The following is an 11,271-nucleotide window of genomic DNA, read 5'->3' as shown; positions in this document are numbered from 1 at the left end:
CCTGATAGCGTGCGGTGTGACTCAGCGTGGCGAGCCGCTGGTTAGCCAAAATGGTGGCTGTTTCATGGCCTGGGCCTTTAACCAATCCAGGCTGGCGTGCTGCTGATCCCTGATTGCGCGCTGCAGCTGCTGCCACGGTGCCAGCCAGTCGTGCACCGCGTCCGGCGAGTAGGCGCCCGCCAGTAAATGGACCGCCAGCAACTGCCGATCCAGACGTGTGGCCTTGTCCTGATACTCGTTAGTCTGGTGAATGGTGCTGAAGGTTTCTTTCAGGTCGGCATTGATGCGGCCCAGCATGATATCGCCAAAGCGTTTAAAGGAGCCGTTCAGCTTGGTTTGTCCTTTTTCATCAATCCACTGCCGCCAGTGCGACTCGGCTAACCAGTGAGTAAGTGCTAACTGGGTTTCCACAGAGAGGGCAGAAAAACAGAAGCTGTCGGCGTCAACATCCTCGTTCAACAGCGTCTCTTCCAGCGTAGTGAGTTTCTGACGCAGCTCGCTGCTGGCCTTGCGCGGCACTAACGCACCAAACAGCGCGAATGCCTGACGCAGCACATCCAGCGCCTCACGCACCGCTTCCCTGGCCCGCTTGTTGCCACGCAGCCACACTTCTTCATGATATTGCCAGTGGTCAAGACCTGCCGCCATGGCCGCGACCATGCCCTCTTCCACCGTGGCTTTCGGCCCCGCTTTTAACAGCGGAAAGGGTTTTAACTCACGCGGCGGATTGCCTTTCGCTAACTGATAACCACGCGCAGCCTTGCTCAGGCTGCCCATTCGCAGATCGCCCACGGCAATTAACTGCCGGGCAAACGTCAGCATCTCGCTGCGCTGACCGCCTTTTAACTCAAGCTCAACCTCTGACAAGGGTTCACTAAACTCCCCCGCCGTGACTTCGCCCCGATCGCAGGCAATTTCAACGTCACTGCTGCCCGCCGTGACCACCCAGATCTCACGTTCAAAATGGGTGCTGAACAGCGGCTGCAGGCGCTGTTGTAATGCCGCAACGTCGGTGCCTTCCGGCCAGATGTCGGCTGGCAGACGACTGATGTCCAGCGTCGGTTCGGTCAGATCAACGTTGTATTCGCCTCGCTGATGTAGCCCGCCCAGCGTGGTGCCGGCGGTTTTCAGCGTCATTTCGTAGCGCTGGTCCACGCCACGAATGCGTAATCCCATATTCCATCGACGTAACTGGTTATCGTCGGTTTCAAAATAGATATTGGTCAGCTGACGGGCAGCCTGATGCTGATGCGGGAATGCCGCCAGCCGTTCTGCCAGTTTCCCGGCAGCATTTGGTTTAGCAATGAACTTAAGCTCGATCTCGATGGTCATATTTTTTTATTCACTAACGCCGCTGGTACTTGAGGATATATTCCCTACCTGTTTCAGGTTATCTTCTGCTGCATCCACTGAGCTGAAGGTTAGGGGTTTTCAGGCGAAGAGTAATGCACAGAAGCCGGGCTGTCTCTGCTTTCTTTGTGCTTTCGCTACCCTTTTCGCACTGTCATGAGACCAGGATAGTTCTCATTCAGATTTATGCGAAGCCTCTACAGACTGTGCCGGTAAATTATCTTCATTTTAAGCAAAACGAAATCTAATGAAAAAAATCACACTCACTGGAATCACTTTGCTGGCCCTCAGCACCCTTGCACCTGCTCACGCTGATGAAAAACGTTACGTTTCTGACGAATTATCCACCTGGGTTCGCAGCGGCCCTGGCGATCAGTTTCGCCTGCTCGGCAAGCTGAACGCCGGTGAACAAGTCCAGTTGCTGCAGACCAATGACGCCACCAAATATGGTCAGGTGCGCGATGCCGAAGGCCGTACCGTCTGGATCCCACTGTCGCAGCTGAGTGAAAACCCCAGCCTGCGCACCCGGGTTCCACAGCTGGAGCAACAGGTAAAAGACCTGACGGCTAAGTTAGCGAATATCGATAACAGCTGGAACCAGCGCACGGCAGAAATGCAGAATAAAGTCGCCAGCAGCGACAGCGTGATTAATGGCTTAAAAGAGCAAAATCAGAAACTTAAAAACGAACTAATTGTGGCCCAGAAGAAAGTCAGCGCCGCCAACGTTCAGTTGGATGACAAGCAGCGCACGATCATCATGCAGTGGTTTATGTATGGCGGCGGCGTGCTCGGTGTGGGCCTGCTGCTCGGTCTGCTGCTGCCGCATATGGTGCCGCGCCGGAAGAAAAACGATCGCTGGATGAACTAGTCTGCATCACAGCTCGCTATCAGGGGATCGCCAGATGCCCCTTTTGGCCTGTCTGCAATATGCCGAATTTGTGCAACAATAGAGTTCGTGCCCGTCTGGATTCAGGTGCCGGAAGCCCCCGGACGCGCAGTTCACTTATTTATCTCTGGAGTTGTGCGTGAAGACCTTTCTTGTTGGCGGCGCGGTACGTGATGCGCTGTTGAAATTGCCGGTTAAAGACAAAGACTGGGTGGTGGTTGGCGCGACGCCAGAAATCATGCTGGAACAAGGCTATCAGCAGGTAGGCCGCGATTTCCCCGTGTTCCTCCATCCCGACAGCCGGGAAGAGTACGCGCTGGCACGTACCGAGCGGAAAAACGGCAAAGGCTATACCGGTTTTACCACCTGGTCGGCACCGGACGTCACCCTGGAGCAGGATTTACAGCGGCGCGATTTGACGATTAACGCCATCGCCCAGGATGAGAAGGGTGAGCTTTATGATCCCTATCACGGGCAACAGGATATCGCTGCCCGTCAGCTGCGCCACGTGTCCGATGCCTTTAGTGACGATCCCCTGCGCGTGCTGCGCGTTGCACGCTTTGCCGCGCGCTTTGCCCATCTCAACTTCCGCATTGCCGATGAAACCCAGGCCCTGATGCAACAAATGGCGGAGAGCGGCGAACTGGCCGATCTCACGGCCGAACGCGTCTGGAAAGAAACGGAAAAAGCGCTCACTTCGCATAATCCTCAGGTCTACTTCCAGGTGCTGCGTGACTGCGGTGCCTTACGGGTGCTGTTTCCGGAAATAGATAACCTGTACGGCGTCCCCGCTCCCGCCAGATGGCACCCTGAAATCGATACCGGGGTGCATACATTGATGGCCTTAACCCTGTCAGCGGCCTTATCAGACGCCATCGACGTGCGTTTTGCGACGCTGTTCCACGATGTCGGTAAGGCATTAACTCCCGTGGAGAAATGGCCCAGCCATCATGGGCATGGCGCAGCGGGCGTTCCGTTGGTCGCCGCACTGTGCCAGCGTTTACGCGTGCCCAATGCGATTCGTGATTTAGCGCTGCTGGTGACGGAGTTCCACGACATGATGCATACCATTGAGCAGCGCCCTGCTGAATCCCTGGTTGCGTTATTTGACCGTCTTGATGCCTGGCGCAAACCCGAACGGGTGAACCAACTGGCGCTGTGTAGTGAAGCGGATGCCCGCGGACGCGGTGGTCTTGCCAGCATGCCTTATCCGCAAGGCGATTACCTGCGACGTGCGTTTGCACTGGCTCAGGCGGTGTCCTCTAAGGCGGTGGTTGAGGCAGGATTTAAAGGCATTGAGGTGCGGGAAGAGTTAACGCGACGGCGTATTGCCGCGGTCGAACAACGCATAGCTTAACGCGGCCAGTCACCCGGCCGCGTCATAATGGCTTACATGAAAATCATGTAGACCGCGCCCGCCACGATAAAGCGGTAGATGGCAAACGACACGAAAGAGATACGTTTGATCAGTTCCAGGAAGACTTTGATGGCCAGCAGCGCGACAACAAAGGCGGTGATAAAGCCAACGGCAAACATCGGGAAGTCGGCCATCGACAGGAAGCCAAGGCTTTTGTACAGATCCAGCCCTGTGGCACCCATCATCATCGGGACGGCCAGGATAAACGAGAACTCGGATGCGGCATAGCGGCTCACGCCCATCAGCATCCCACCTGAAATGGTGGCACCTGAACGCGAGAAGCCCGGCCACAGCGCCAGACACTGGAAGCAGCCAATCGCAAACGCCTGAAGATAGGTAATATCATCCACGCCGACGGCTTTTGGCTGTTTGGGTTTCAGGAATTCCGCCGCCAGCAGCAGTAAGCCGCCGACCACCAGCGCATACATCACGTTAATCGGATTAAACAAGGTTTTAATCTGATCGTGCAACGCCAGCCCGACCACCACCGCGGGGATCATCCCCAACAGGATATGAATCAGGGTTAAGCGGCCCGTTCCCACGCCTTCGTGTTTGACTTCACCAAAGTGGATACCGATTAATCCAAACAAACGCCGCCAAAACATCACGACCACAGCAAGAATGGAACCTAACTGAATGACGACCTCAAAGGTTTCCGCTTTATCGCCCTCAAAGCCCAGTAGGTGCCCCACGATAATCATGTGCCCGGTGGAAGAGACCGGTAAAAACTCGGTTAACCCTTCGACCACGCCCAGGATTGCAGCTACCCACAGCTGATGAAGATCTGCCATCAATGTATTCCCTCTGTCCGTTTTAAAACCATTAAAAAGGCGCTAGCAGCAGCGCTATCGCCTTAATCTTATCTGCTTCACTCTGAATAAAACCTTAAGCTCAATCGCCGTTTAGTCAGTCGCAACGAAACGGCACCACCTGAGACAGACAATAATTTGGTTTGGTTTCATTGTGATGGCAATCACATCGTAATTATTTAGGAATAGTCCCGCGCTGAATACGCACGCCAACCTGCGCTGCCTGCGCCACAGCGCCCGGTTTTGCTACCTTGATACGCACACCAGGCGAATTGAAACGGTTCATCAACAGATCCGCGATTTCTTCCGCTACGCGCTCGACCAGGGCAAAACGCTGTCCTGTCAGATGCGTCAGGATCGCGTCGGAGACGTCGGCATAGCTCAGGCAGTCTTTCACATCGTCGCTGGCGGCCGCCTGGCGGTTATCCCACGCCATCTCTACATCGATCACCAGCTTCTGCTGTATTCCCTGCTCCCAGTCGTAAACGCCAATGGTGGTGAAGACGGTGAGTTGTTCAATAAAGACGATATCCATGATGATGCTCTCTGTTTTTGGTCGCGCCGGATACCACTTCCGGCAGATTGTGCGTATTATCCATGCTTGACGTGATCAAAACGACCCCAAAGGAAACGGGACGGTGTTATGAGTGCTTTCGCGCTTGGTATGATTATTTTCGCGTATCTGTGCGGTTCAATTTCCAGTGCCATTCTGGTCTGCAAACTTGCCGGTTTACCCGATCCCCGCACCCACGGTTCAGGCAACCCGGGCGCAACCAACGTGCTGCGTATTGGCGGCAAGCTGGCGGCTGCGTCTGTACTGGTGTTCGATATTGTGAAAGGTATGGTGCCCGTGTGGCTGGCGTACCTGTTTCATGTCTCACCCCTTTATCTGGGCTTAACGGCGATAGCCGCCTGTCTGGGCCATATTTACCCGGTGTTCTTTCGCTTTCGCGGCGGGAAAGGTGTGGCGACCGCCTTTGGTGCTATCGCCCCGATTGGCTGGGACCTGACCGGACTGATGACGGGAACATGGCTGCTGACCGTGCTGCTGAGCGGCTACTCATCGCTTGGGGCGATTGTCAGCGCGCTGATTGCGCCATTTTATGTCTGGTGGTTTAAACCCCAGTTCACCTTTCCGGTTTCTATGCTCTCCTGCCTGATTTTGCTGCGTCATCATGACAATATTCAGCGCCTGTGGCGCGGTCAGGAAAGCAAAATCTGGAAGCGGAAAAAGAAACCCTAAGCGTAAAAAAAGCCGGCTAACCGGCTTTTTTATTTCAAATGGCGGGCAGTTCCGACAGTGGCCAACGCGGCCTGACGCTGACGCCAAGCTCACCCCGCGTACCGCCTTTAAGGCGTACCATGCCGGCATAAGCAATCATCGCGCCGTTATCGGTACAAAACTCAGGACGGGCATAAAAGACTTCTCCGCCGCGCTTTTGCATCATCACGGCCATCTGCTCGCGCAGAGTGCGGTTTGCACTGACGCCGCCCGCAATAACCAGACGCTTAAAGCCGGTTTGATCCAGTGCGCGTTTGCACTTAATCGCCAGCGTATCCACCACCGCATCTTCAAACGCCCGCGCGATATCGGCCCGGGTTTGCTCGTCGTCGTCATTGCCACGAATGGTATTCGCCGCAAAGGTTTTCAGGCCCGAGAAACTAAAATCCAGCCCAGGACGATCGGTCATCGGACGCGGAAACGTGAATCGCCCAGCGGTGCCCTGCTGCGCCATTTTCGCCAGCATTGGACCGCCAGGATAATCCAGCCCCAGCAATTTGGCGGTTTTATCGAAGGCTTCCCCTGCCGCGTCGTCAATCGACTCGCCCAGCAGTTCGTATTCGCCAATGCCGGTGACGCTGATTAACTGGGTATGACCACCTGAAACCAGCAATGCCACAAACGGAAACGGTGGCGGATTCTCTTCGAGCATCGGTGCCAGCAGATGCCCTTCCATATGGTGCACAGGCACGGCAGGAACTTTCCATGCAAACGCCAGCGCGCGCCCAATCGTGGCGCCCACCAGTAATGCGCCCACCAAACCCGGGCCTGCGGTATACGCCACCGCATCAATCTGCTGCGGCTGCAAACCCGCCTCTTTCAGCGCCGCCTGGATCAGGGGCACTGTTTTGCGTACGTGATCGCGCGATGCCAGTTCCGGCACTACACCGCCGTAATCGGCATGCAGTTTTACCTGACTGTATAGCTGGTTGGCCACCAGGCCAGCCTCGTCATCATAGATTGCGATGCCGGTTTCATCGCACGATGTTTCAATACCCAGAATTCGCATGGCTTCACCTCATTCTTGCGGCGCGCAGTTTAGCATAGCCCTTGTGTGAAAAGAGGACCCCATCCACGCAAAAAGTCATTTTCCGCTGCCTAAAGAGTGCGCTATACTTCCGCCCCTGGAAAAAACCGGCAGCCGCACAGGCAATCGCTCCTGTTGGTTCTAAATTATCCATGGTGCTTTACAAGCCGACGCGAGTTGGAGTAAAATGCTGCACCATTTTGAAATGTGCTGACGCCGCAGTCAGCAGCAAAACCGAATTTTATTGAGGTGAGAGTTACATGCCGGTAATTAAAGTACGTGAAAACGAGCCATTTGACGTAGCACTGCGTCGCTTTAAGCGTTCCTGCGAGAAAGCAGGCGTTTTAGCTGAAGTTCGTCGTCGTGAATTTTATGAAAAACCAACGACCGAACGTAAGCGCGCTAAAGCATCTGCAGTTAAGCGTCATGCCAAAAAATTGGCTCGCGAAAACGCACGCCGCACTCGTCTGTACTAATTTCCCGGAGGTTCGCCTCCACAGCGTGATAAACGCAGACCGAGTCAAGTAAAAGGCCGTGCTTTCCGAAAGGAAGCGCGGCTTGTTGTCGTTTATGAGCTGAAAAAACGGGGCTTATGGCAGGACGAATTCCACGCGTATTTATCAATGACTTACTTGCCCGCACGGACATCGTGGAGTTAATCGATGCTCGCGTTAAGCTGAAAAAGCAGGGAAAAAATTATCACGCGTGCTGTCCTTTCCATAATGAGAAAACGCCCTCTTTCACCGTAAATGGCGAAAAGCAGTTTTATCACTGCTTTGGATGCGGCGCTCACGGTAACGCCATCGATTTTCTGATGAACTATGATCGGCTTGAGTTTGTTGAGAGCATCGAAGAGTTAGCCACATCCCATGGTTTAGACGTACCTTACGAAGCCGGCAACGGGCCAAGCCCGATGGAACGCCATCAGCGCCAGAGCCTGTACCAACTGATGGAAAACCTGAACGGGTTTTATCAGCAGAGTTTGCAGCAATCCAGCGCCCAGTCAGCTCGCGGTTATCTTGAGCATCGCGGTCTGAGCGCCGACATCATCAACCATTTTGCGATTGGCTATGCGCCCGCCGGTTGGGACAACGTCCTGAAACGCTTTGGCAAACAGCCTGAAGATCGCGAGTCGTTGATGGAAGCAGGCATGCTGGTCAGTAATGACAAAGGCCGGGTTTATGACCGCTTTCGCGAGCGCGTGATGTTTCCGATTCGCGATAAGCGAGGCCGCGTCATCGGCTTTGGCGGCCGCGTGCTGGGTAATGATACGCCTAAGTATCTGAACTCACCTGAAACGCCTGTTTTTCATAAAGGCCGTCAACTTTACGGTCTGTATGAAGCGTTAAAAAATCATCCTGAGCCTAAACGCTTGTTGGTGGTTGAAGGTTATATGGATGTGGTTGCCCTGGCGCAGTTCGGCGTGGATTACGCGGTGGCATCGCTGGGGACATCCACGACGGCTGAACATATTCAGCTGCTGTTTCGCAGTACGGACAACGTGATTTGCTGTTATGACGGCGATCGTGCCGGACGTGAAGCCGCATGGCGTGCACTTGAAACAGCATTGCCTTACATGAATGACGGTCGTCAGCTACGCTTTATGTTTCTACCCGACGGCGAAGACCCGGATACGCTGGTTCGCCAGGAGGGTAAAGCCGCATTTGAGGCGAGGATGGAGCAGGCGATGCCGCTCTCTTCGTTTCTTTTTGACAGCCTGCTACCTCAGGTAGATTTGAGCTCTCGCGACGGCAAAGCACGTTTAAGTACGTTGGCGCTGCCGTTGATCACACAGATTCCCGGTGAAACACTGCGCATTTATCTGCGTCAGGAGCTGGGTAACAAATTAGGTATTCTGGATGACTCTCAGCTTGAAAAGCTGATGCCGAAGCAGGCACCGGGCGGAAGCGCACCGGTGGCCCCGCCACTCAAACGCACCACGATGCGTGTATTAGTGGCGCTGCTGATCCAGAATCCGCAGTTGGCAACACTGGTGCCGTCTCTGGATGGGCTTGCCGAGTCGAAAATGGCCGGTTTACCGCTATTTATCGAATTAGTGACGCGTTGTAACGAGAATCCTGGATTGACCACAGGTCAGCTACTAGAGTTATATCGCGGAACAAATTTTAGCCAGACGCTTGAAACACTGGCCGTTTGGAACCACATGATAGTGGATGAGGAAAGCGAAGCGGTATTTCAGGACTCCCTTGCGAGCATTTATGACTCGGCACTGGAAGAACGACTGGAGTTCCTGATTGCGCGTGAACGCACGCACGGGCTGAGTAGCGACGAGCGCCGCGAACTCTGGACACTGAGCCAGGCCTTCGCGAAGAAATGATGCATTATCCGGCCTGCTGCTTCCTGTAACCGAAGCGGCAGGCTTAAAAATTTGATGGGCGAAGCATGGTTTGTTTCTGTGCCGTTACCTTAGCGTACTCAAGTACGTGAGGATGACGAGCACTTCCAGAGACAAAAATGGCGAGTAAGCCAGGCCCGACATAAAATTTGCGGCTTAAGTGCCGATTACTAATGGGCAAAGCCCAGGCCGCGACGAAGGCAGCGGCAAGAATAAAGGCCTTCACTGCTATTGTTGGCACGCTGCCGACCGACACCAATCTAATTAACAGAAGTGTGGATACCGTCTTATGGAGCAAAACCCGCAGTCACAGCTCAAGCTTCTTGTCACCCGTGGTAAGGAGCAAGGCTATCTGACCTATGCTGAGGTCAATGACCATCTGCCGGAAGATATCGTCGACTCCGATCAGATCGAAGACATCATCCAGATGATTAACGACATGGGCATCCAGGTGGTTGAAGAAGCCCCGGACGCCGACGATCTGATGCTGAATGAAAACAGCTCCGATACTGACGAAGATGCCGCGGAAGCTGCCGCTCAGGTATTATCCAGCGTTGAATCTGAAATTGGCCGCACCACTGACCCGGTTCGCATGTATATGCGTGAAATGGGTACCGTTGAACTGCTGACCCGCGAAGGCGAAATCGACATTGCCAAGCGTATTGAAGACGGTATCAACCAGGTTCAGTGCTCCGTCGCTGAATATCCGGAAGCCATTACCTACCTGCTGGATCAGTACGATCGCGTTGAAGCAGGTGAGTCGCGCCTGTCAGATTTAATCACTGGCTTTGTTGATCCTAACGCAGAAGAAGACCTGGCACCGACCGCAACGCACGTCGGTTCTGAGCTGTCTGAAGCCGATCGTAATAACGACGATGAAGAAGATGAAGAGAGCGATGATGACAGCTCGGATGACGATAACTCTATCGATCCCGAACTGGCACGCGAGAAGTTCTCTGACCTGCGCACCCAGTACGAAACCACCCGTGATGTGATCAAAAGCAAAGGACGCAGCCACGCTGCCTCTGTTGCCGAGATCCAGAACCTGTCTGACGTCTTTAAGCAGTTCCGCCTGGTACCGAAGCAGTTCGACTACCTGGTGAACAACATGCGTGAAATGATGGAACGCGTCCGTACTCAGGAACGTTTGATCATGAAGCTGTGTATTGAAGTGTGCAAAATGCCTAAGAAAAACTTCATTACGCTGTTCACCGGTAACGAGACCAATGAGAGCTGGTTCAAAGCCGCACTGGCGATGAACAAGCCCTGGTCTGAAAAACTGCTGGACGTGCAGGATGATGTGATGCGCTCTCTGCAGAAACTGGCGCAGATTGAAGAAGAAACCGGCCTGACCATCGAGCAGGTTAAAGACATCAACCGTCGTATGTCGATTGGTGAAGCGAAAGCGCGTCGTGCCAAGAAAGAGATGGTCGAAGCTAACCTGCGTCTGGTGATTTCCATCGCGAAGAAATACACCAACCGTGGTTTGCAGTTCCTCGATCTGATTCAGGAAGGTAACATCGGCCTGATGAAAGCGGTTGATAAGTTTGAATACCGTCGCGGCTATAAGTTCTCAACTTATGCCACATGGTGGATTCGTCAGGCTATCACCCGTTCTATCGCTGACCAGGCGCGTACCATCCGTATTCCGGTGCATATGATTGAGACCATCAACAAACTCAACCGTATCTCGCGCCAGATGCTGCAAGAGATGGGCCGTGAGCCAACGCCAGAAGAACTGGCTGAGCGCATGCTGATGCCAGAAGATAAGATCCGCAAGGTGCTGAAGATTGCCAAAGAGCCTATCTCTATGGAGACGCCGATTGGTGATGATGAAGATTCACATCTGGGTGATTTTATCGAAGACACCACGCTGGAGCTGCCGCTGGACTCTGCCACCTCTGAGAGCCTGCGTTCTGCCACCCACGACGTGCTGGCTGGCCTGACCGCGCGTGAAGCCAAAGTGCTGCGCATGCGTTTCGGCATCGATATGAACACCGACCACACGTTAGAAGAAGTGGGCAAACAGTTTGACGTTACCCGTGAGCGTATCCGTCAGATTGAAGCGAAAGCCCTGCGTAAACTGCGCCATCCGAGCCGCTCGGAAGTGCTGCGCAGCTTCCTCGACGATTAAGTCAGTTAAA

The 11,271-nt window shown here is 54.1% G+C and carries 10 protein-coding genes; 6 read left to right on the top strand and 4 right to left on the bottom strand.

The genetic code is table 11. The features are described 5' to 3' along the window. Window positions 1-21 precede the first annotated feature (21 nt). Window positions 22-1,332 (bottom strand): inorganic triphosphatase, encoded by a 1,311-nt coding sequence (locus QNH99_RS03765; RefSeq protein WP_172897942.1) that lies wholly within the window; start codon window positions 1,330-1,332, stop codon window positions 22-24. A 265-nt stretch (window positions 1,333-1,597) separates the two neighbouring features. Between QNH99_RS03765 and QNH99_RS03760 the strand changes: the two genes are divergently transcribed. Further along, a complete protein-coding gene (locus QNH99_RS03760; RefSeq protein WP_063880972.1) occupies window positions 1,598-2,218 on the top strand; it encodes a TIGR04211 family SH3 domain-containing protein in 621 nt (206 codons plus the stop codon). 157 nt (window positions 2,219-2,375) lie between these two features. Continuing rightward, window positions 2,376-3,593 carry a multifunctional CCA addition/repair protein gene (locus QNH99_RS03755; RefSeq protein WP_410517309.1) on the top strand — a complete coding sequence of 406 codons (1,218 nt, stop codon included), beginning with the start codon at window positions 2,376-2,378 and terminating at the stop codon, window positions 3,591-3,593. A gap of 32 nt (window positions 3,594-3,625) precedes the next feature. On the opposite strand, the gene bacA is transcribed toward QNH99_RS03755, so the two are convergent. Both bacA and folB read right to left on the bottom strand, forming a co-directional pair. Then, window positions 3,626-4,444 carry an undecaprenyl-diphosphate phosphatase gene (bacA, locus tag QNH99_RS03750; protein ID WP_063880974.1) on the bottom strand — a complete coding sequence of 273 codons (819 nt, stop codon included), beginning with the start codon at window positions 4,442-4,444 and terminating at the stop codon, window positions 3,626-3,628. A 193-nt stretch (window positions 4,445-4,637) separates the two neighbouring features. Further along, the gene (gene folB, locus QNH99_RS03745) at window positions 4,638-4,997 is read right to left on the bottom strand and encodes a bifunctional dihydroneopterin aldolase/7,8-dihydroneopterin epimerase (RefSeq protein WP_063880975.1); all 360 of its coding nucleotides are present in this window, start codon (window positions 4,995-4,997) and stop codon (window positions 4,638-4,640) included. 108 nt (window positions 4,998-5,105) lie between these two features. Between folB and plsY the strand changes: the two genes are divergently transcribed. Beyond that, the gene (gene plsY / locus QNH99_RS03740; RefSeq protein WP_063880976.1) at window positions 5,106-5,705 is read left to right on the top strand and encodes a glycerol-3-phosphate 1-O-acyltransferase PlsY; all 600 of its coding nucleotides are present in this window, start codon (window positions 5,106-5,108) and stop codon (window positions 5,703-5,705) included. 34 nt (window positions 5,706-5,739) lie between these two features. Here the strand turns inward: plsY and tsaD are convergent, their stop codons facing one another. After that, on the bottom strand, window positions 5,740-6,753 hold the full coding sequence (gene tsaD, locus QNH99_RS03735; protein ID WP_410517308.1) for a tRNA (adenosine(37)-N6)-threonylcarbamoyltransferase complex transferase subunit TsaD: 1,014 nt from the start codon (window positions 6,751-6,753) through the stop codon (window positions 5,740-5,742). Between the two features lie 278 nt (window positions 6,754-7,031). On the opposite strand from tsaD, the gene rpsU reads away from it, so the two are divergent. From rpsU to rpoD, 3 genes are all read left to right on the top strand, one after another. Beyond that, a complete protein-coding gene (gene rpsU, locus QNH99_RS03730) occupies window positions 7,032-7,247 on the top strand; it encodes a 30S ribosomal protein S21 (protein WP_001144069.1) in 216 nt (71 codons plus the stop codon). 116 nt (window positions 7,248-7,363) lie between these two features. Continuing rightward, window positions 7,364-9,109, top strand: coding sequence for a DNA primase (dnaG, locus tag QNH99_RS03725; protein WP_410517307.1), 1,746 nt, complete (start codon window positions 7,364-7,366; stop codon window positions 9,107-9,109). A 307-nt stretch (window positions 9,110-9,416) separates the two neighbouring features. Beyond that, on the top strand, window positions 9,417-11,261 hold the full coding sequence (gene rpoD / locus QNH99_RS03720) for an RNA polymerase sigma factor RpoD (RefSeq protein WP_063880979.1): 1,845 nt from the start codon (window positions 9,417-9,419) through the stop codon (window positions 11,259-11,261). Window positions 11,262-11,271 lie beyond the last annotated feature (10 nt).

The organism is Pantoea allii (assembly GCF_046529425.1).
Lineage (GTDB): Bacteria > Pseudomonadota > Gammaproteobacteria > Enterobacterales > Enterobacteriaceae > Pantoea > Pantoea allii.
The sequence above is the reverse complement of the archived record's forward strand: the minus strand, read 5'-3'. Positions and strand labels throughout refer to the sequence as shown.

What these genes read in the sequence shown, in the direction of transcription:
- QNH99_RS03765 (WP_172897942.1), bottom strand. Translation starts at nt 1,332, where the DNA reads ATGACCATCGAGATCGAGCTTAAGTTCATTGCTAAACCAAATGCTGCC.
- QNH99_RS03760 (WP_063880972.1), top strand. Translation starts at nt 1,598, where the DNA reads ATGAAAAAAATCACACTCACTGGAATCACTTTGCTGGCCCTCAGCACC.
- bacA (WP_063880974.1), bottom strand. Translation starts at nt 4,444, where the DNA reads ATGGCAGATCTTCATCAGCTGTGGGTAGCTGCAATCCTGGGCGTGGTC.
- folB (WP_063880975.1), bottom strand. Translation starts at nt 4,997, where the DNA reads ATGGATATCGTCTTTATTGAACAACTCACCGTCTTCACCACCATTGGC.
- plsY (WP_063880976.1), top strand. Translation starts at nt 5,106, where the DNA reads ATGAGTGCTTTCGCGCTTGGTATGATTATTTTCGCGTATCTGTGCGGT.
- tsaD (WP_410517308.1), bottom strand. Translation starts at nt 6,753, where the DNA reads ATGCGAATTCTGGGTATTGAAACATCGTGCGATGAAACCGGCATCGCA.
- rpsU (WP_001144069.1), top strand. Translation starts at nt 7,032, where the DNA reads ATGCCGGTAATTAAAGTACGTGAAAACGAGCCATTTGACGTAGCACTG.
- dnaG (WP_410517307.1), top strand. Translation starts at nt 7,364, where the DNA reads ATGGCAGGACGAATTCCACGCGTATTTATCAATGACTTACTTGCCCGC.
- rpoD (WP_063880979.1), top strand. Translation starts at nt 9,417, where the DNA reads ATGGAGCAAAACCCGCAGTCACAGCTCAAGCTTCTTGTCACCCGTGGT.